The organism is Magnetospirillum sp. WYHS-4, from assembly GCA_039908345.1.
Lineage (GTDB): Bacteria > Pseudomonadota > Alphaproteobacteria > Rhodospirillales > GLO-3 > JAMOBD01.
On sequence record JAMOBD010000001.1, the window covers coordinates 95130 to 116328 of the forward strand.

Consider the following 21199-nt stretch of genomic DNA (forward strand, 5'->3'; position numbering starts at 1 on the left):
ACGTCGCCTCCCTGGCTTGGCTGGTCGTTAAGGTCCTGGTCTTCCTGGCCCTGTCCCTGCAATCCGTCGAGGTGATCGTGGTCGCCTACCAGAGATTCTGATGCGGACCCTTTCCTTATTAAAGGGCCTGATGGCGATCGCGTTCGTCCTGCTGGGCGTCGAGTTGCTGTTCCGTCAGGTGATCTTTCCGGATTACAAGGCGTTGCAGCAGGACATGTATGTCAACCATCCCCTCTTCCGTCACTACAACAAACCGAACCTGGCGATAAGGCGCTACAACCCCTTCAATTGGGATGTCGTCAACTACACCAACCTCTTAGGCATGCGCGGCAAGGAAAAGGACCGCACGGCCGAATTGGCGGGTCTTTGGATAGGGGGCGATTCTAATACCTTCGGGGGCTACGTGGCGGACGAGGATGTCTACGTCCATCGCCTTCGGAAGCACGGCTATCTCTCCGCCAACCTGGCATCGGAAGGCCACAACACCTCCCACCAGGCTGTTGTCGTGCGCTGGCTAGCGGCGGAGGGATACCGCCCCCGGGCGGTTCTAATCGGCCTTTCCATGTACAACGGGATGACCGATTTCGAGCCCCACCGGCCCCTTCTGGATGCCCCCCTGCCCAGCAGGACGAAGCCATCGTCCGTGACGGCCTCGGACAAATTGATCGGCGGCTTCCAGGTCATGTGGCACGAGGTACCTCGCGGTATCAAGTGGGTCCGGGCCCTTCTGATAAGGAATTCCGCAGCCTACGGTTGGTTCAAGGCCGGGATCATGAGCGTGTCGGGATTGCGGGACTGGACGCTGCGAGCGGGGTTGCGAGCCGATCTGAAGACCGTCTTCAACCACGACATCGACCTGCTGCGGCCTTATTCCCACAATAACCCCGCGGCGGCCTGGGCGGTGTCGACGGCGGATTTCGCCGCTGCATTGCGCGACTGGGTCGACGGCAACCTGAAGGTTCCCTTCGGCATCGTTATCTTCCCAGGTTATCACCAGCTTTACCCCGAACATTTTCCGTATTTCCTGGAAAAGGCGGGGCTATCTGGCCAGGATCTCGATCCCCAGCGCCCGCTCCATGCCCTGGTGGCCGCTTTGCGCGAGCGCAACGTGCCGGTGCTCGACCTGCTGCCTGCCCTCAGGGCTTCGCGCGTCGAGCCCCTGACCTTTCCCGACGATGGCCATCTGAATCCCCAGGCCCACGCAGTGGTGGCCCAGGCCGTGGCGAACTGGTTGCGCGACGAGATGAAGGTGGTGCCGCAGCCATGATTCCCTGCCTTGATCCCATCGGCGCGGATAGTGCCCCTTTCGCTTTCATGGCGCTGGGCATGGTGTTGCTGGCCTGGTCCCGCTGGCGGCACCTGTTTTCCTCCGTTTTTCTGGCCGCCAGCCTGGCGATTCTCGCCACTTGGCTGAAGCCCTGGGACGTGATCTCCCTGGCTGGATTCCTGGTTCCGCCTTATCTGGCAGCGCGCCACCTGTGGGGGCGGAAGGACCGGGCCGGCCTGCCCATGGCAAGTGTTGTGATCGCGGTCCAGGTCGCCGCCTTCGTGGTCTTGCGCCGCTACGAGATCCTGGGCGGCCTGCCGTTCATGGACCATCCGGTGGCCGTCGTCGGCCTTTCCTACATGCTGTTCCGGGTCCTGCATCTGGTCATCGAGGCGCCCTACCTGGGGCACCTGCCGTTCGGGCTCGCTTCCTACCTGTCCTACGTTCTGGCGTTCTGGACCCTGCTTTCCGGGCCCATCCAGCGCTACGACGCCTTCGTCGTCGGCATGGCCGCCGTCGGCCGTCCGGCCGCCGCCGAGGCTTTGGCAGCGGCCCATCGGGCGGTCAACGGCCTGATCAAGGCCTTTCTGCTGGCTCCCGTGTTCTTGAAGGCTTCCGACATCGCGTTGCTGAAGGCCCCGGAGGCTACTTGGCTGGATGCGGCGACGGTGTTCTATGCCTATCCGGTCTATCTCTATCTGAGCTTTTCGGGCTACACCGACTTGATGATCTCCATCGGCCGGCTGTGCGGCGCCGCCACCCTGCCGGAGAACTTCGATCGCCCCTATCTGGCGCGCAATATCAAGGATTTCTGGGGCCGCTGGCACATGTCCTTCGGCGCCTGGATCAAGGCCTACATTTTCAATCCCTTGTCGAAGCGCCTGGTCGCCGCCAGTCCGCCGGGCAAGGACGGCCCGGCTCTGGCCGCCGCCGTCATCGCCACTTTCGTGGTGGTCGGCGTCTGGCACGGAACGACCATCAACTTCGTGGTCTTCGGGTTGTTGCACGGGATGGCGATCATCGGCACCGAGCTCTATGGCCGCCTTCTCAAGGCCCGCCTGGGACGGGCGGGTCGGAAAGCCTTCGAGGCCCATCCGGCGACTCGCGCCTTGGCGACGGTGCTCTGTTTCCATTTCGTCTGCGCGACGATCCTGCTGTTCCCCAATTCGCTCGGGGACCTGGGAGAGGTCCTGGAGATCTTCCTCAAGGGCCGGGGGTGGCTATGACGACGCAGGACATGGTGACTTCCTGACGCCGGGCCCTTGCCTCGTCGTAGCCGGTGGCCGGGAACACTGCCGTTTCCAGGACCCGGAACCCGTTCATGCCGACCAGGTCGAAGACTTCCTCGGGCCGGCGCAGAAGGTGGATATGATCGGGTGCGGGGCTGTTCACCGGCATGTTGACGAACAGCCGCCCGCCCGGTGCCAGCAGTGCCCGCAAGGCCGCCAAGGCCTCGGCAGGGCGCTCGAGATGCTCCAGGACCTCGCTGGCGACGATGCTGTCGAAGGTTCCGCCATCGGCATGGACGGAGAACAGGTCGCGCCGCTCGACGGCGACGTCCGCGGAAACTCCCAGGCGGTCCAGGCAGGCGCGGGCATGGCGGGCGCTGGTGGCGCTGACATCCCAACCCGCCGCACGGGAGCAAGCCTGTCGACGCGCTGCCAGATAAAGCAGCAAACCGTGACCGGGGCCGACTTCAAGGTGACGGAAGCCGTCGCCCTTGCCCGGTAGGAATCGTTCGTCGTAAAACCTCAGGACCCTCCTGTGGTTGGCCCAGAACAGATGCGACAGCAGCAGTCCGTTGACGTAGCGTCCCATGAAGTCGGCATCGGCGTAAACCGCGTACTCGGCCTCGGCGAAGGTCGTCAGCCGGTAGGTGCCGTTGCGGCGGAAGTGAAGTTCCTCTTCCAGAAGCCGCTGGCAGGTCCAGCGGTAATCTCCGCAAGCCCGCGGCAAATCGTCGCCGGCCAGCCGCCCGATGAGCCCGGCGACCGTCTCCGCCCAGGCCAAGCCGGAGGCGTCCTCTTCCCCGAAGCTATTGCCAAGGAACCCCGCGTGCTCGGGCCAGACGGCGAGAACCGCCCCCACAAGGCGATCCAGCGCCGGATACCGGTGGCCGTCGATCGGATTCATGGTGAGAGGCGAGCCTTTCGTGCTTCGTGGAACCGGGTCGGCAGGAGTATAGGAGGAATGTCCGTTGCCGCAACATGAAGAAGGAAGGGTACCGTCCGTGAATATTCTCGGTTTCGTTCCCGCCCGCATGGCCGCCAGCCGCTTCCCCGGCAAGCCGCTGCATCCCATCCTGGGCCGGCCGATGCTGGAACATTGCTTCCTCCGCGCCCGGATGTATTCGAAGTTCGACCACCTGGCCATCTGCACCTGCGACGAGGAAATCCGGGCCTTTGCCGAATCCAAGGGCTTCCCGGTCATCATGACGTCCGACAAGCATACCCGGGCGCTCGACCGGGTCGCCGAGGCGGCGGAAAAATGCGGCATCCCGGTGGCCGACGACGACATCGTGCTCAACGTCCAGGGCGACGAGCCGATGATGCACCCGGACATGATCGAGGCGACCGTCAAGCCCTTCCTGGAGCGGCCCGAGGTCAAGGGCACCATGCTGGCCATGGACATCGTGGACGAGGCCCAGTACCGCAACCCCGACGCGCTGAAGATCATCCACGACCTGGAGGGCAAGGTGCTCTACACCTCGCGCAGCCCCATCCCCTACTGCAAGAGCTTCTCGCCGGACCTGGGCGCCAAGCGCATCTACGGCATCTTCGCCTTCCGCTGGTCCTTCCTGAAGCTGTTCACGCGGTTGCCGGAAAGCCCGCTGGAGAAGAAGGAGGCCTGCGACAGCAACCGGCTCTACGACAACGGCCACCACCAGCACATCGCCCCCTACCCCTTCCGGCCGAGCTACTCGGTCGACAGCCCGCAAGACATCGGCATCGTCGAGGCGGCCATGCAGGACGATCCGCTCTGGGGGAAGTATTGAGATGACGCGCCTCGCCCTGGTCACCGGCGCGACGCGCGGCATCGGGCGGGCCATCGCCCAGCGGCTGGCAAAGGACGGCCTCAAGGTCATCGGCACCGGCACCCGGCCGGGCGGTTCGGTGCCGGCCGGCTGTACCTACGAAGCCGTGGACCTTTCGGACCCCGCCGCCGCCCAGGCCTTCGCCGACCGGGTGGCCGGGATGGGAATCGACGTGCTGGTCAACAACGCCGGCATCAACAAGATATCCCCCTTCGCCGAGATCGACCCCGCCGACTTCGCCCGCATCCAACAGGTCAACGTCACCGCGCCCTTCCTGCTGTGCCGGGCGGTGCTGCCCCACATGCGCGCCGAAGGCTGGGGGCGGATCGTCAATGTCTCGTCCATCTGGGGCAAGATCGCCAAGGAACAGCGCGGACCCTACGCCGCCAGCAAGTTCGCCCTGGACGGCATGACCGCGGCGCTCGCCGCCGAGGCCGCCGAATGGGGCGTGCTGGCCAACTGCGTGGCCCCGGGCTTCATCGACACCGAATTGACCCGCAACACTCTGGGCGAGAAGGGCATGATCGAATTGGCGGCCCGCGTGCCGGCCCGCCGGCTGGGCCGGCCCGAGGAGGTGGCGGCCCTGGTGGCCTGGCTGGCGGGGCCGGAAAACACCTATGTCAGCGGCCAGAACATCGCCATCGACGGAGGCTTCAGCCGTGTCTGACCTGACCGTTTCGTCGCACAAGGGGCCCTACACCGTCCATTTCCAGGAAGACGCCTTGGAGCGCCTGACCGCGGCCGTTCCCGCCAATGCCCATTTCGTCATCGACCGCAAGGTGGCCGGCCTCTACGAATCCCGCATGCGGGCCGTGCTGGGATCGACGTCGGTCCTGCTGGTGGACGCCCTGGAGGAAAACAAGTCGCTGGAGAAATTCCCCGCCTATGTCCAGCACCTGGTGGGCGGAGGGTTGCGCCGCGACCACGAGCTGGTCGCCATCGGCGGCGGCATCGTCCAGGACATCGTCTGCTTCCTGGCCGCCACCATGCTGCGCGGCGTCGACTGGGTCTTCTATCCCACCACCCTGCTGGCCCAGGCCGATTCCTGCATCGGCTCGAAGAGTTCGATCAACTGCGGCGACGCCAAGAACATCCTCGGCACCTTCACCCCACCCCGGCGCATCCATCTGGCCACCGCCTTCCTGGATACCCTGGACGAACGCGACGTCCGCTCCGGCGTCGGCGAGATGCTGAAGGTGCACGCCATCGCCGGCCCTGCCGATTTCGACGGCATCGCCGCCGACTACGCCCGCCTGTTCACGGACAAGGAAACCATGGTGCGGACCATCCGCCGCGCCCTGGAGATCAAGCGGAGCTACATCGAGGAGGACGAATTCGACCAGGGCCCGCGCCAGGTCTTCAACTACGGCCATTCCTTCGGCCATGCCATCGAGGCGGCGACCGGCTTCGCCATCCCGCACGGCATCGCGGTGACCATCGGCATGGACCTCGCCAACTGGATCGCCCCCCGCCTGGGCGTGGGCACGGAAGAGCAATGGGTCCGCATGCGCCCGCCGCTGAAGGCCAACTACCGGGGCTACGAGTCCCATCCGGTGCCGCTGGAACCCTTCCTCAAGGCCCTGGCCAAGGACAAGAAGAACGTCGGTTCCGGCTCCGCCACCCTGATCCTTCCCGGCCGGGATGGCCGCATCTTCAAGGGCGCCTATCCCACGGACGCCGCTTTCGCCGCGTTCTGCGAGGAATTCCTGACCAAGGTACGCCGCTCATGAAGGACACCACGACCAAGGTCGCCGTCGCCTCCCGCTCCTTTTCCCGCCACCCCGTGCTGCGGGCGGAACTGCTGGAGCGCTATGCCAACGTGACCTTCAACGACGATGGCCTGTCCTTGAAGGGCGAGGCGCTGGTCGCCTTCTTGAAGGGCCATCCCAAGGTCGTCACGGCGCTGGAGAAGATGGACGATGCGGTCTTCGCCGGCTTGCCCGGCTTGGAGGTGCTGTCCAAGTACGGGGTCGGCATCGACATGATCGACCTGGAGGCCATGCGGAAACGCGGCATCCGGCTGGGCTGGACCAAGGGGGTGAACCGGCGTTCCGTCTCCGAGCTGGTGATCTCCGCCGCCATTGCCCTTCTGCGCCACGTGCCCCAGGGCAACCGCGAAGTGCGCGAAGGCACCTGGCGCCAGTTGATGGGCCGCCAGTTGTCGGAAAAGACCGTGGGCATCGTCGGCTGCGGCTTCGTCGGCAAGGATCTGGCGATGCTGCTGAAGGCCTTCGGCTGCCGGGTGCTGGCCCACGACATCCTGGACTTCCCGGACTTCTACCGGGACCATGGCGTCCTTCCGGTCTCGCTGGAGGAGCTGTTGAAGGAATCGGACGTGGTGACCTTGCACCTGCCCTTGGACGATTCCACCCGCGACATCCTGACCGCAGGACGGCTGGCCCTGATGAAGAAGGACGCGCTGCTGATCAACATGGCGCGCGGCGGCTTGGTCGACGAAGTCGCGTTGAAGGCGATGCTGAAGGAAGGCCGGCTGGCCGGCGCCGCCTTCGACGTCTTCGCGGTCGAGCCGCCCGAGGACCACGAACTCCTGCGCCTGCCCACCATGCTGGCCCTGCCCCATATCGGCGGCAGCGCGGAGGAAGCCGTGCTCGCCATGGGGCGCGCCGCCATCGCCGGCCTGGACGACAACCGTATCCCGGAACCGGGGCTGTCCTGAATGTCGATCGCCCTGGCGATCCTGCTTGTCGCGCTTGCCTTCGCGGCTGTTTGGCGCCGTCTCGACCGGCTGGAAAGGTTGGCCCGCCCGCAGTGGGCCATACCGCTCTGGTGCGGCCTTTTCGTTCTGGAATACGTGATTCTCGGACCGCGGTCGTTCATTTATATGGACGACGAAGGCGATCTGATCGTCACCTATCTGCATTTCCTGACGGAATCCTGGGATGGCAGCCAATACATCCATGGGCTGGGCGGGGGAGCCGACGCCCAGGCCGGATTCCTGATCGGGGGCGAACGGGTTTCCCTGGACCGTTTGTTATTTTCGGTTCTCCCGCTGTGGCTGGCCATCGCCGGGCACAAGGTCATCGTTGCCGCGACGGGAATGACGGGAACCTACCTTCTGTGCCGTCACGGCATAGGAGTCCGCATTCCGGTCGCGTTGGCCGCCGGCGCCTTGTTCACCGTTGCCCACTCCCGCCTTGTCATCTGCACCTTCGGCTCATCCTTCGGCTGGGCGGTGATTCCTCTCGTCGTCCACGCAGTGCTGTTCCGCCAAGACCGTCCTCATTATTGGCCGGGGGTGGTGGGGGTTTCCCTGTTTTCCGCCTTGGTGACCATCCCGACCCAAGGCGTGCTTCCCCTGGTGGCCAGCTTGGCAATGATTTCCCTGCTCGCCGGTCGCTGGTCCTGGAAGGCGGTGGGGGCGACGTTCGTGGTGCTGGCGGCCATCGCCGCAAATTGGGCCGAATCGCTGCTCGGCATGTTGCGGATGGCCTTGGTGGTTTCCAAGGCCACGCCCTGGGACGCCGGCTATCCCGACCCGGCCGCCGTCCTGGTGAATGCCGTCGAGATCTATCTCGGCGCCTTCTTTTCTCCGGCATTCACCGGGCTGGGGATGGTACCGGCCACGGCGGCCTGGGCCTTTGCGGTTCTCACGATGCTGGCCTTGGGGGATCGTGGTCTCTGGCGGATCCTAGGAGCTTTCGCGCTGCCTTTTCTATTCGTCGTGGGCTTCCTGGAACTTCCCTGGGAATGGTTGGGCCTCGAAAGCGTGCGAGGCGTGACCTACAGCTATTTCATCCTGGCAATGGTCCCGGTGGGCATGGTGGTGGCCGCCAAGGCGGCAGATAGCTTGGCGGACCGCTGGGCGGTGCCGGAGCGGCGAAGAGCGATTCGCGTCTTGGCCGCCCTAGGCTTCGCCATACCGCTGGGGGTTCTGGCCTGGTACAAGGTTTTCGCGACCTGGCAATTCCTGACGGTAGGAGGCCAGAGTGCCTATTGGACGGTCGAGAACCTGCGTCAGGCGGCCTGGAAACCGGCGGGACTCCATCGGGCAATCGTCTTGCGGAACAAGAGTCTCATCATCGAGCCCAATGTGGCTTTCGCCTTTTACGGACAGGAGGTTTTCGACGGCTTCACAAATTTTCCCTTCCGGTCCTACCGGGATTATTGGCTGGAGGGGGTCAACCCCCGTGGCATTGCGCCCACGGCGTTCATGTCGCCTGACTATTGGGATTCCGCGCACAAGACCTATCGGATCGACCAACAACTGGATCTGAATTTGCTCGGAGCCGCCAATGTCCAATTCATTTTCAGTCCGGTTCCGTTGGAAGGGGGAGGGTTAAGGCTGGTCGACGGGCCAACGGGCGTTCCCTCCGGCGCTGGACTGGAGTCGGACGATACCTACGGCAACCGGCCGGGAGCCCTGCGGCGCCTCGAGATCGCCTGGCGGCGCGCCATGGCTTTGGGCCATCGCATTCCTGCCTATGGCAAGATCTACGTTTACGAACTGCCTCGCTCGTTGCCCCGGGCTTGGTCAGTCTCCGGACTGACGGTGGTCGCAGACGATCTTCCGGAAGGCGATTTTCTGCGGGCGGTAGGAAATGAAGCCCTGGACCGGCGATTGGTGATCCGGAAGGCTGACGCCGAAATCCTCGGGTCGGCGGAAGTTGGTTCTCCGGAAGTGCGTTCCGTCCGCGCGGTGCCGAACGGCTACGATCTCGATGTCGCCGCCCCGACGGGAGGCATCGTCGTGGTCAATGCCCTGTTCCAGCCCTACTTTTCGGCGGTGGCCGATGGACACGCGCTGCCCATCGCACCTGCCAACGGGGTTCAAACCGCCCTTGCCGTTCCGGTCGGGGCCACTCATATACGGTTGCGCTATCATAGGCCGACACTGGCCGAGGTCTTGCGGAAGCGGTGGCTGGCGGACAGGGTCGACGACGGAAAGGGTTTGTCAAGATGATCCGCCTAGGGGTATGTGGAAGCCGCATACGGAAGCGCCGGGGCCCGGCGGTAGTCGGCTTGGAGCCGGGGAAAGAGCACCGATGAAAGTCCTATTCCTCACCGCACCCTACGATCTGATGCGGGAAGGCTACGGTTCGAAGTCGAGCGTGAAATACGGCAACCTGCCGCCGCTCGGCGTGCTCTACATGATCGGCCAGTTGCGCCGCGAGGGACACGACGGAAATCTGATCGACCTGTCGACCTTTTCCATGAGCTACGACGAGGTGGTGGAGCGCATCCGGCAATACGGGCCGGATGTCATCGGAATCAGCACCATGACCCCGTCGGCGCCCCATAGCTACGACCTGGTGCGTTACCTGCGCAAGCGCTTCGAGCTGCCCATCGTCATGGGCGGCGTGCACTGCAATTCCTTCAAGGAGCAGGTGCTGGAGGACGTGCCCGAACTGGACGCCATCTGCATCGGCGAAGGCGAATTCACCATCCTCGACATGGTCAAGGCCTTCGAAGGCAAGATGCCGATGAACGAGGTCAAGGGCATGGCCTACCGGGATGCCGAGCGCCGCATCGTGCGCAACGAAGGAAGGCCCCTGATCCAGGATCTCGACACCATCGCCTTTCCGGCCCGTGATGTGCTCGACCACGGCGCCTACCGGCTGCTGCCGCTGTCCTTCAAGCGTTCGCCGGTCACCTCGATGATTACCTCGCGCGGCTGCCCCTACGGCAACTGCTCGTTCTGCTTCGAGGCCGGCAACGCCGCCTTCAAGTACCGCCGCCACTCGCCCGAATACGTGATCCGCGAGATCCAGGAAACCATCATTCCCAACGGCATCCGGGAAGTCGCCTTCTGGGACGACATCTTTCTCATCAACCATCGCTGGGTGCGCGAGTTCTGCGAAGGCGTCCGGGGCATGGACCTGACCTGGTCGGCCTACGGCTGGCCGCGCCGGACCACCAAGGATATCCTGGACATGGCCGCCAAGGCGGGATGCTGGTCGGTGTTCTACGGCTTCGAGTCCGGCGACCAGACCCTGCTGGACGGTCTCAACAAGCGCATTTCCCTGGACGACAGCCGGCGCGCCGCCAAATGGACCCACGAAGCCGGCATGGCGACCCGCGGCTCCTTCATGCTGGCCCTGCCCGGCGAGACGCCGGAACTGGCGAGGAAGACGGTCGACTTCGCCATCGAACTGGACTGCACGCTGGCCCAGTTCCTGCCCACCTTCCCGGAAAAGGGCACCGAGCTTTACGAAATGGCGCTCAAGGAAGGCAAGGTGGTCGAATACCGCGGCCACATGAAGGCCCATTACATTCCCCACGGCTACGAAAGCCCCGAGGAAGTCGAGAAGATGCTGCGCTATGCGCACCTGCGGTTCTACATGCGCCCGAGACTGTGGTGGACGCACCTGAAGCGCATCCGGTCCCTGGAAGATCTGGAACACTATTTCAACGCGTTTCGCATGTTCGTCGGCATGTTCCGGCGCCGGACCGCCGACGAACCCCGCCGCACCGCCGTGCACGGCATGCGCGGCGCCTGAACGGAAGATCCCTTTCGCCATGCCCGTGATGCTCCGCCGTTCCTCGGCACCGGGGGAAACATGGGATGCCTGGGCGGCGATCGGAACCCTCGTTCCGGAACTCGATCCGGCCCGGCGGCTGGAAGGCTTGCCCCGGCTGCTCGAGGAGGCGTTCGATGCCGTCGCCCCCGACTGGCTGGCCCTGGGCCGCTCTCTCGCGGAAGGCGGGGATGCCGTCCTCGCCCATGCCCCGACGGCGGCGGCCAACGTTTCGGACCTGGGCCTGATGCTGGCCTGGTCGCGGTTGGTCGCCGGTTGGGCGATGGGCGGGCGGCGGGTCCTGGTGGTCTGCCCCGATCCCTGGCTGTTCCGCCATCTGGCGGCCTTGCCCGGCGTGGAAGCGGGCCCACCCCCGCCCTTGGCGGCAGCCGAGGCTTGGCTCGCCTCGCGCGGACTGCTCGCCCGCCTGCGGGTCGGCCTGCGGATGGCGCGAGCCGCCTTGGCCTTTCGCCGTTCCATGCCGCCTCCGGGAAAGGTTTGGCTGCTTGTCTATGGCCATCCGGCCAGCACCCCCGAGGGGGACGACGCCTATTTCGGGTCCCTGATGCGTGAGATGCCGGAACTGCATCGGGTACTGCACGTGGACTGTGGCCCCGATCAGGCCCGCCGGCTGGGCGAAGGCGGCCGTACGGTCTCCCTGCATGGATTCGGCTCGCCGTGGACGGCCCTCGCGCTGTGGCGAAGGCGTTGGCGGACTCGTCCCGGCGGCCCTCTGGCCTGGCTGATCCGACGCGCCGCCGCGCTGGAAGGCGGCACCGGCGGCCCGGCCATGATCGCCTGGCAGATCCATTGCCAGGAACGGTTCCTCGCCGCGGCCAAGCCGTACCGGGTCGCCTGGCCCTGGGAACACCATTCCTGGGAACGGGCCTTCGTCCGGGCCTGCCGCCGCCAGGGCGTGGCGACCCTCGGATACCAGCACGCGACTGTCGGCTGGCGCGAATGGAACCAGGGTCCCGATTCGGACCCGGCGGGCACGGCCGGCCTTCCGGACCGCATTCTCTGCGTCGGCGAGGCCTACCGCGAACGGTTGGTGGGTTACCATGTCCCGGAAGATGTCGTCGGCGTCGCCGGCGCGCTACGCTATGCGGCGGGCCGGATGCCACGCTTCGATCCGGCGGCCCCGGTCTTCGTCGCCCTGCCCTTCGACTCGGCTCTTGCGGCCGAGATCGTGGACGCTCTCCGGCCGCTGGCCCGCAAGGGATGGCGCTTCCTGGTCAAGGACCATCCGATGACGCCCTACGCCTTCGCGCCGGAACCAGGGCTGGAACGCAGCGCCGTCCGTCTTTCCGACCTGGAGGGCGTGGCGGCCGTCGTCTATTGCGCCACCACGGTGGGCCTGGAGGCCGTCTTGGTGGGCCTGCCGACCGTTCGTTTTCTGCCGGCCGAACGGCCGGTCCTCGACGTCATGCCAGCGGGTCTCACCGTTCCCGCCGCCACCGCCACGGACCTGGAGGCCGTGCTGGCCGCGGCCGCCCCCGGCCCCGTTCTCGAGCGCAGCCGGGTCTTCGCAGCCCCCGATCCGGCGATCTGGCGCGAGGCCCTTTTCGGATGATCGATGCCCTGATCCGCAAGGTTCGGCAGTTGCGGGACGATCCTGTCCTCGCGACTTGGCTGCTGGGCCGGGCCCTGGGCCGCTGGCCGGGCGAGCCAACCTTCGTTCCGCACCGGCCGCCTTACCTGGAGGGGCTGCTGCCCCTCGGACTCGAAACTCCCGCGGTTTCGTTTCCGCAAATCCAGTCCGGCGACCCGTCCGGGACCCTCGATCTTGACCTGCCGGGCGAGCGCATACGCCTGGAACCGGGCCAGACGGCACGGCTGTTCGAACGGACCTATGGCGATCTGGAAACGGAACTGGCGGTCCACCGCTTCGCCTGGCTGAACGACGCCACCGATCCGGCTTGGGTCCACGCGGTCTGGCGGGCCTGGCGGGAACGCTTCGGAACCCGGCCGGACGGCTGGCCCTGGCATCCGTACACGGCGGCGGAACGGGCCGTCGCGCTGCTGGCCTTCGCCCGCCGCCACGGCTTGCCCGGCGGCGAGGAAGTCCTGGCCGCCCACGGGCCGGCCATTGCCGCCCGTCTCGAATATTTCGGCGAACATCACACCTCCAACCACCTGTTCAACAACGGCCGCGGCCTGTTCCTGTTGGGTCTGGGCCTGGGCCTGCCCCGCTGCACCGAGGTGGGAGCCCGGATAGTCGTTGAAGAAGCAAAACGGATATTCCGCCCCTCCGGCGTGCTGCGCGAGGGGTCCAGCCACTATCACGTCCTGCTTGCCCGACGCCTCCAGGAAGTGGCCGATGCCGCCACAGGCAGGCCCGAGGCGGCTTTCCTGGGCGAGGCCGCGCGGAAGGCCTGGTCGGTCGTCCCCCACCTGCGGCTGCCCGGCGGCATTGCCTTGGTCGGCGACATTTCACCCGACATTCGACCGGATCGCCTGTTCCGGAACCTCGAGCGGGCCGAACCCGGCGATTCGACCGCCTTGGCCGCCGATGGCTGGCTGCGGGCCGACTTCGGGCCCTGGGCCGGCCTTTGGCACGCGGCGGCCGAGGGGTGGTCCCCGATGCCCGGCCACGGGCACCAGGACCTGGGAAGCTTCGAACTCCATTTCGGGACCGAACCGGTCTTCGTCGATCCGGGCCGCGGCGCCTATGGCGAAACCGGCGAGGCGGCGCGCTATCGTTCTGCTAGCGTCCACAACACCTTGCTGGTGGATGGCTGGGACCCCTACCCGCCCAACCGCCCTTATTACGACGCGACCTTCCGCCGCCGGGTGGGCGGCCTACCGCCCGAGCTGCGGCGGGAGGGTGATACGGTCGTCCTCCGGCATTCCGGATTCAAGCGTTTTAACGGCATGGGCGCGTCGACCCGCCGATGGGCTTTCCACGACAAGGCCTTTTTCTTGAGCGATACCTTGGAGGGGCGGGGGCGGCGCGAAATCTCGCGCCGGCTGGTCACGCCGTTGGCGGTCGAGGGGCAGGGTACCACCCTCCTTCTTAAGGGCAAGGAAATGACCTTGCGTCTGACTTGTGGCGAAGCCGCCTGGAAAACCGAGCCGGTCACCCGCTGGACCGCCTATGGCGTGGGCGAACCAGCCACCCTGTTGATCGCCGAGACCACGGCACCTCTGCCCTGGTCGGGCAAGATCATCCTGGAGGTGTTGTAGCCATGTGCGGCATCGCCGGCTTGTTTCTGCCCGCCCAGGCGACGGTACGGGAGGCGAACCTGGAGGCCATGCTGGCGGCGATGCGCCATCGCGGCCCCGACGGCACGGGTCGTTTCGTTTCCCATGACCGGCGCTACCAAGCCGGTTTCGCCCGTCTGGCGATCATCGACTTGGCGACCGGCGACCAACCTCTGGTGGAAGACGGCGGACGCCGGGTCCTGATGGGCAATGGCGAGATCTACAATTACCTGGAACTGCGGACCGAATGCCCCGGCTATCCCTGGCGCACCTCCGGCGATATGGAGGTCGTCCTGCCGCTCGCTTCCCGTTTCGGCACCGGGTTCGTCCAGCGCCTGAACGGCATGTACGGCTTGGCTCTCTACGAGCGAGATCCCCATCGCCTGACCTTGGTGCGCGACCGCCTGGGAATCAAGCCCCTCTATTGGGCCGAGGCGGGGGGAGGCATCCTTTTCGCTTCGGAGATCAAGGCGCTGTTCGCGTCCGGCCTGATCGCCCCCGTCATCGACGAGACAGCGGTGTCCGCCTATCTGGGCCAGGGCTACGTGCCGGCCCCCGCAACCTTGTTCCGGGGCGTCAACAAGCTGCCGCCCGGCTGTCTCCTGGAAGTGGATGCCGAAGGCCGGACCCGGCTGGAACGCTATTGGCGCCCCGCTCCCGCCGCCGTCGAGCCCAACGCCGACGCGCTGATCGACCTCCTCCGCGACAGTGTGCGGCTGCAATTGCGCAGCGATGTTCCGGTAGCGGCCTTGTTGTCGGGCGGCCTCGACTCGGGCTTGGTGGTCGCCCTGGCGGCCGAACTGTCGGATCGTCCGGTCAATACCTTCACCGTTCGTTTCGAAGGCAGTCCGGTCGATGAGAGTCCCTTGGCGGCCCTGGTGGCGGAGCGTTACGGAACCAGCCACACGGTGGTCGACCTGCCGGCGGCGGAAGTGGCGCGGCACCTGCCGCGCCTGGCCTGGCATTGCGACGAGCCGCTCAACGATGCCGCCCTGCTGCCCAACCAGCTCGTTTCGGAGGCCCTGGGCCGACATTACAAGGTGGCCCTCAACGGAACCGGTGGCGACGAGCTGTTCGCCGGCTACGGCCGCTATTTCCTCCGGCCGATCGAGGATCGCTACCTGACCCTGCCGGCGTCCCCAAGGCGGCTGGTGGAGCGCACGGTTGGGGCCGTCTCCCCCTTCGCAGGCTGGAAACTGGCCCGCGCCGCCAAGTTCGAGGCCGATCCGGGCGGTTACCTGTTCGACCATACGACTTACTTCCCGGAACCGGTCCGCCGCCTGATCGGCAACCGCCAAATCGGTCCGGAGCCTGTTCAGCGCCGTCTGGTCGCCGAGGCCGCCGGCCCCCGCCAGACCCGCGCCCTGATCGGCGATCTGGGCAGCTACCTGCCTGAAGATCTGCTGCTACTCCTGGACCGCACATCGATGGCGGCGGGTGTCGAAGGCCGGGTGCCCTTCCTCGACCACCGTTTCGTGGAGGCGGCCCTGGCGGTCCGGCCCGAAGTCCGCACCGCCGGCAATCGCCAGAAGGCCCTGGAACGGGCCATCGCGGCCAGGTTCCTGCCCGAGGCCCTGATTTCCGCTCCGAAGCGAGGCTTCGCGTCCCCGGTTCCGGCTTGGATGGACTCGGGCCTGGATCGCCATTGCCGACGCATCCTGACCCGCCCCGCGACCCTCGAACGGGGTTGGTGGACCCGCGAGGGCATCGAGGCCCTGCTGGCCGATTCGCATCGCCACGCTTTTCGGCTCTATAGTCTTCTCATGCTGGAACTGACGGTCCGCCTGCATGCCGAGGCCACCTTGCCGGAAGCCCCCGGGGAGGGACTGGATGCTTTCTGACGTCACCGTGGTCATGCCGGCCTTCAAGGCGGAGGCCACACTCGGGCGGGCCCTGGCCAGCATCGCCGCACAGACACGGCGGCCCCGCGAAGTGATCGTGGTGGTGGACGGTACCGCCGACCCGTCTGCCGCCGCGGCGGAGGCGGCACGGCCCGTCCTGGGCGACATCGCGCTGACGGTCGTGCGCCAGGAGAAGAAGGGGCCGGGGGCCGCCCGCAATCGCGGCTTGGCCGAGGCCTCGGCCCCCTGGATCGCCTTCCTGGACGCCGACGACGAATGGCTGCCGGAGAAGCTGGAACGAACCCTGGCGGCTATCGAAGGCGAAGGCCTGACCCTGGCCGCCACCAGCTTCCTGCGGCAGGACGGCTCGGAAACCCCGGTCGACTGCACGCGGCGCTTCCGGACCGACGATCCCTGGGATGCCCTTTATCGCCATGGATACCTCGCCACCTCGACGGTGGTGGCGAGGCGCGACGCCTTGCTCGCCGCGGGCGGGTTCGACGAGACCCTGCCCACGGCCCAGGATTTCGATCTCTGGCTCAAGGTCCTGGCACAGCCGGGGGCCCGCTTCGTCGTGCTCCCCGAGGCTTTGACCCGCTACCATGTGATGCCGGGCAGCATCACCAGCAACATCGAACGCCGCCTCGGCTGCACCTTGCGAGTGGCGGAACGGCATCGGCGGCGCCTGGCGTCCCATTGGTTCCGCATCCTGGCGGTGCACAAGGAAGCTTTCGACGCCTACCGGCGGCGCGGGGCACCCCTTTCCGCGCTGCGGATCGCCCTGACCCTGCCTTGGGCGTTGCTGGTCCCGGTCGCCGGGCCTCTCCTTTGGGCCTGGGTCTTCGGTGTCGCCGGCGCCTACCTCTACCAGTTCCGGGACCTGGCGGGGCCCATAGCCCGCCTTCTGGGGGTGGCATGATCGCGGGACTGGTCGTCGCGCTGGAGCTTCTGGCCTGCCTTGGTCTAGGTGCGGCATTGCTGCGCCTGTCCGGTGTCGCGTCGGCGCTGGAGCGGGACGAATGGCTGGGCTGGGCCTTTGCCCTGGGGCTGGGAAGCCTGGGCTGGCTGGTGTTCTTCCTGGGGGCCGTCGGCTTTTTTTCGCCGGTGCCCCTGGCCCTTCTTCTTCTGGCCGGCACGGCGGGACTTTGGTTCCTGCGGGACCTGCCCTCCGTCCGATCCGACCCGACCGCTTTCGGGCCCTGGGGTTGGCTGTTGGCCGCCGGCCTCGCGGTCGCATTGGGATTCGACATCCTGGAGGGGCTTTCGCCGCCGGCCGACGCCGATACCATGGCCTACCATTTCGACCTGCCCAAGCGATTCCTGGCCGCCGGCCGTCTGTTCTTCGTCCCCCGCGCCATGGACGGCGCCATCCCCATGCTGGTCCACATGACCTACGTTCCGGCCCTGGGACTGGGCGGAGAGAAGGCCCTGACGCTGTGGACCATGGCTTCCGGCTGGGGAGCGTCAGCCCTGTTGTACGCCGTTGCCCGCCGCTGGCTGGACCGTCGCTGGAGCCTTGCGGCCACGCTGGCCTTCCTGACGCTTCCCGCCGTGGTTTACGGAGCCGGAACCGGCCAGGTCGAGGTGCGCAACGCCCTGTTCGTCCTTGTTGCCGCGCTGGCGGTGGCGGAGGCCAGGGCAACCGGAGATACCCGGTGGGCGGCCCTCGCGGGGATCGCGGTGGGATTCTACATGGGCAGCAAGCTGACCGGCCTGCAGTTCGGCCTGGCCTGCGGACTCGTGATCCTGTTCCAGCGCCACTGGCTCAGCCACGGGATCGTCTTCGGGCTGGCTGCCCTGTTTGCCGGCGGACAGTGGTACGGCTGGAACTGGTGGCATTCGGGCGATCCGCTGTTCCCGATTCTCTACGGATTGGTGGACTACAGGATTCCCGGGTCCTGGGACGCCGATCACCAGGCGGAACTATGGCGCTTCATCCGCGAGGAGGAACGGGCGGTTCCCAACAACTTGGCCTGGATGCTGGCCTATCCCTTCGTCGCCACCCTGGCCGGCAAGCCGGTCTTCGAGTCCGGAAGGACGGGACTGGGCCCGCTGATCCTGATGGTCCTGCCCTTCGCCCTGGCCGGGCTCTGGCGGTTCCGGGAACGGCTGAAAGGGCGTCGACTGTCGACCGTCGCCGCCGTCACCGGCCTGTTCTACGTCGTTTGGTTTCTGGTGGGGTCGTCCCAGAGAATCCGGCACCTGATTCCCGTTTTTCCTTTGCTGCTGCTTTGCGTCATGGTGGCCGCCGAACGATGGGCAGGGAGGCGAGGGCTTTTCCGACCGTTGGCTGCGGCGCTGACCTTGGCGTTGGGACTGCAATTGGGTGGCCAGGGCGTCTTTTCCCTGAAATTCGCCATCCATGTCCTGAGGAGCGAGCCGCGGGACACTTTTCTAGAGCGCAATGTCATCGGTTATGCTGGCGCCCGCTGGGTCAACGAAAACCTGGAACCGGCGAGCCGGATTTTCGTGTATCTTCGCTGGCTCAACTACCTGATCGACGTTCCAGTCCATTACGGGCATTCGACCCAAGCTGCTCAGGTCGATCTACGCGCCGAGGCGGCGGACCCGATCCGGTTTTATCACCAACTCGCCGCGGTCGGCACGACCCATCTTCTAGTGATCGACCGGGATGACCGATCCCCCCCTCGCAGCCTGGATCTCTGGCGAGGGCTTCGGGAAAAGGGATGCCTCGCGGAGAAGAAGGTCATCGCAGGCACGAGCTTCGGGTCGCGGACCCTGGGGTCCGAAGAGGACAGCAGACCCATCCGGGAAATCGTCTTCCAGTTAAAGGGACCCGAATGCTTGCGGTAGGAAGGGTATGATGAATTCCGTGGAATTGGGCAGCATGTCGCGATCAGGCCCCTCGACAGCCGGGGACGCGCCGGGAACCATGGCGGTGGACGGGCGTCAAGGTCGCCGGGATCGGGCGTGGATCGCGTTTCTTCTGTTCCTGTTCGGCCTAGTCGCCATCGCCCGCTACGGCGGGGCGCCGGACCATTACATGTATGCCTACATGCTGGCCAACGACCCGGCGCTGCTGCCGTTCGATAGCGTCATGAATAACAACATCCTTCTGAAATCGTCCATATTCTACGATATCAACCGCTACCTTCGGATCGAGGAAAGAGAAGTCCTGCTGCTCGCCATCTACGTGGCGATTTCAGCTCTCAACATCGGTCTGGTCTTCACCATCGTCCGACGCCATCTGACCGCCGATCGCCTGGCGGCCCTGACTCTGGTCCTGCTGCTGACCTTCGTTGACCGCAAGCTCAATACCAATGCCTGGTCCTTGATGTTCGCTGCCCACCCGGGATCGCCCAGTATGTTCGGCAATTCATTCGCCCTGCTGACTCTCTTGTGGCTGTTGGACGGAAGGATAGCACTGGCGGCACTGGCGATGATGGGGGTCTTTCTGTTCCAGGTGAAGGAAAACACGCTATTGATTCCCGCCGCCCTGTTTTTTGTCGCCAGTCTGGGTCGGGAATATTGGTGGAGGGGCGTTTTTGTCCTGATTCCCGTGGGCTGGCTTGCCTTCCGGTCCTGGTCGGTGATCGGCCAGGGCTATCCTTATGACGATATGATCGCGGCTTTTCGGGTGAATCTGGAGATCGAAGGGCGGGATGGCAGCTTCCTGGCCCACACCCCGGCGGCCAATTTGCTGTTACTGGGCGTCGTTGCTGCCAGTTTTCCCCTGTCCCGGCTGCTGAACCGGGACCTGGGGCTATTGCTGCGTGCCGTGGCCTGGGCCACCTTGGCGATGTGGTTGGCCAACGTGCTTTATCTGACGGTGCTCTGGCCCTACAGACCGGACCCTCAGCCCATCCTGCTGGGCGCGGTGCGCAACAGCCGTTTCCTGATCTTCCTGGCCTTCCTGGCGGCGCTGGGCATCCTGGCCTTCAAGGCCCCCCTGCGATCCTACGAAAAGGCCATGGCCATGCTGTCACTTTTCCTGGTCCATGGCGAGAGCTGGAAGGGGGCAGCGGGGCCGGTGCTGGTCCTGGTCCTGGGAATCGGCCTGCCTCGCCTGCTGGAGCGGATCTCCGCCCTGCGGCCTTTGGCGGGACGCGCAGCGGCGTTGCCCTGGTACGCCTGGTGTGTGGCAGTCTTTGTCGCCTATGGGTCCTGGCAGGCCTACAGTGGCGGTGTCTATGGGACCGCCGTGAACCGGCTGGCTTTCGAATACTCGGGCCGCTTCGCGGTAATCGACCGAATCGACCGTGCGGGCTGGGAGGCCTTGCGCCGGATTCGCGGAATGGCCGGCGGTGGGCCGATGCTGACGGTTTTTCAGCTTCCCGAAGGAGGTTATGCCTTCAGCCGTTCCGGAACCACCTTCGCCCGCAAGGCCCGGTTCGTCGCGGCGGGATGTCAGGGGTTGCGTATGCCACCGGAACGGACGTTCTTCGCAGAGGTCGACCGCAGGCTCGAAATGGAAGAGGCGCTTCTGGCCAGCCTGAAGGCCGGCCGGCCCGTCCCCGAGTCCTTGCGACGGGATCTGGCGGAAAGGGGGGTCTGGATCCTGGTGCCCGATTCGGCCGCCGCGGGCCTGGAGGGCTATGGCGAGCCCACCGATCTGGACGGCTACCGCCTGTTCCGCCCCTGAGCGGCCAATGGCTTGTCACGTCCCGCCGGACTGTATAGAAAGATCGCTTCAACATCCCGGCGGAATCCATGACCAAGATTTCCATTCTCATTCCCGCCTACAACGAGGAAGCCACGATCCTCGAAATCCTCGGCAAGGTGGCCGCCCAAAGGGTGGAGGGCTTCGAATTCGAGGTCCTGGTCGTCGACGACGGCTCGAAGGATCGCACGGTCGCGCTGCTGGAAGCCAACCCCCACCTCTATACCCGCCTGATCCGCCAGCCGCGGAACGGCGGCAAGGGTGCGGCGGTACTGGCCGGACTGAAAGAGGCGTCGGGGGACTACATCCTGTTCCAGGATGCGGATCTCGAATACGACCCCGCCGACTACGGCCGGATGCTGCTGCCGGTTAGGGAATTCGGCGCCGATATCGTCATGGGCAGCCGCATGGTGGCGCCGCTTTATACCCGGGTGTCCTACTTCTGGCACAAGGTCGGCAATCAGGTCATCACGCTCTGCTTCAACGTGATCAACAACACCACCTTCACCGACATCTATACCTGCTACCTGATGTACAAGCGGGACCTGGTCGATCCCGACCGGCTGACCACCTTCGGCTGGGAACAGCATGCCGAGATCCTGTCGATCGCGGTGCACAATGCCCGCAACATGTATGAAGTGCCCATCAGCTACCACGGCCGCACCTACGAGGAGGGCAAGAAGATCCGTGCTCACCACGCCATCGCGGTGATCTGGACCATCCTGCGCAAGCGCCTGTTTTCCTGAGATTCCGGAG

At 65.7% G+C, this 21199-nt stretch carries 16 protein-coding genes; 15 read left to right on the forward strand and 1 reads right to left on the reverse strand.

The genetic code is table 11. The features are described 5' to 3' along the window. The first annotated feature begins 100 nt into the window (after positions 1–100). Together H7841_00475 and H7841_00480 are read left to right on the forward strand one after the other, a co-directional pair. Positions 101–1267, forward strand: a complete 1167-nt coding sequence (locus tag H7841_00475) for a hypothetical protein (protein MEO5335357.1) — start codon at positions 101–103, stop codon at positions 1265–1267. Next, positions 1264–2493, forward strand: coding sequence for a hypothetical protein (locus H7841_00480; protein ID MEO5335358.1), 1230 nt, complete (start codon positions 1264–1266; stop codon positions 2491–2493). Before H7841_00475 ends, H7841_00480 begins: the two co-directional genes overlap by 4 nt. On the opposite strand, the gene H7841_00485 is transcribed toward H7841_00480, so the two are convergent. After that, on the reverse strand, positions 2471–3400 hold the full coding sequence (locus tag H7841_00485) for a class I SAM-dependent methyltransferase (GenBank protein MEO5335359.1): 930 nt from the start codon (positions 3398–3400) through the stop codon (positions 2471–2473). The genes H7841_00480 and H7841_00485 overlap by 23 nt on opposite strands. Positions 3401–3497: 97 nt before the next feature. Between H7841_00485 and H7841_00490 the strand changes: the two genes are divergently transcribed. The 13 genes from H7841_00490 to H7841_00550 all read left to right on the forward strand — a co-directional run bounded on the left by H7841_00490 (position 3498) and on the right by H7841_00550 (position 21189). Further along, on the forward strand, positions 3498–4262 hold the full coding sequence (locus tag H7841_00490; protein ID MEO5335360.1) for a 3-deoxy-manno-octulosonate cytidylyltransferase: 765 nt from the start codon (positions 3498–3500) through the stop codon (positions 4260–4262). Between the two features lies 1 nt (position 4263). Next, entirely contained in the window at positions 4264–4968 is a 705-nt protein-coding gene (locus tag H7841_00495; protein ID MEO5335361.1) for an SDR family oxidoreductase, read from the forward strand. Continuing rightward, positions 4961–6031: a 3-dehydroquinate synthase gene (locus H7841_00500; protein ID MEO5335362.1), complete on the forward strand. Its 1071-nt coding sequence runs from the start codon at positions 4961–4963 to the stop codon at positions 6029–6031. Before H7841_00495 ends, H7841_00500 begins: the two co-directional genes overlap by 8 nt. Beyond that, positions 6028–6978, forward strand: a complete 951-nt coding sequence (locus tag H7841_00505; protein MEO5335363.1) for a phosphoglycerate dehydrogenase — start codon at positions 6028–6030, stop codon at positions 6976–6978. Before H7841_00500 ends, H7841_00505 begins: the two co-directional genes overlap by 4 nt. Beyond that, positions 6979–9222, forward strand: coding sequence for a hypothetical protein (locus H7841_00510; GenBank protein ID MEO5335364.1), 2244 nt, complete (start codon positions 6979–6981; stop codon positions 9220–9222). 82 nt (positions 9223–9304) lie between these two features. Further along, positions 9305–10759, forward strand: a complete 1455-nt coding sequence (locus H7841_00515) for a B12-binding domain-containing radical SAM protein (GenBank protein MEO5335365.1) — start codon at positions 9305–9307, stop codon at positions 10757–10759. A 19-nt stretch (positions 10760–10778) separates the two neighbouring features. Next, the gene (locus tag H7841_00520; GenBank protein MEO5335366.1) at positions 10779–12350 is read left to right on the forward strand and encodes a hypothetical protein; all 1572 of its coding nucleotides are present in this window, start codon (positions 10779–10781) and stop codon (positions 12348–12350) included. Continuing rightward, positions 12347–13963: a heparinase II/III-family protein gene (locus H7841_00525; GenBank protein ID MEO5335367.1), complete on the forward strand. Its 1617-nt coding sequence runs from the start codon at positions 12347–12349 to the stop codon at positions 13961–13963. Before H7841_00520 ends, H7841_00525 begins: the two co-directional genes overlap by 4 nt. Positions 13964–13965: 2 nt before the next feature. Then, entirely contained in the window at positions 13966–15822 is a 1857-nt protein-coding gene (gene asnB, locus H7841_00530) for an asparagine synthase (glutamine-hydrolyzing) (GenBank protein MEO5335368.1), read from the forward strand. Next, positions 15812–16741: a glycosyltransferase family 2 protein gene (locus H7841_00535; GenBank protein MEO5335369.1), complete on the forward strand. Its 930-nt coding sequence runs from the start codon at positions 15812–15814 to the stop codon at positions 16739–16741. Before asnB ends, H7841_00535 begins: the two co-directional genes overlap by 11 nt. After that, complete coding sequence (locus H7841_00540; GenBank protein MEO5335370.1) at positions 16738–18636, forward strand: glycosyltransferase family 39 protein; 1899 nt, start codon at positions 16738–16740, stop codon at positions 18634–18636. The genes H7841_00535 and H7841_00540 overlap by 4 nt, the downstream gene beginning before the upstream one ends. Before the next feature lie 7 nt (positions 18637–18643). After that, a complete protein-coding gene (locus H7841_00545; GenBank protein MEO5335371.1) occupies positions 18644–20425 on the forward strand; it encodes a hypothetical protein in 1782 nt (593 codons plus the stop codon). A 68-nt stretch (positions 20426–20493) separates the two neighbouring features. Beyond that, positions 20494–21189 (forward strand): glycosyltransferase family 2 protein, encoded by a 696-nt coding sequence (locus H7841_00550; GenBank protein ID MEO5335372.1) that lies wholly within the window; start codon positions 20494–20496, stop codon positions 21187–21189. Positions 21190–21199: the final 10 nt, after the last annotated feature.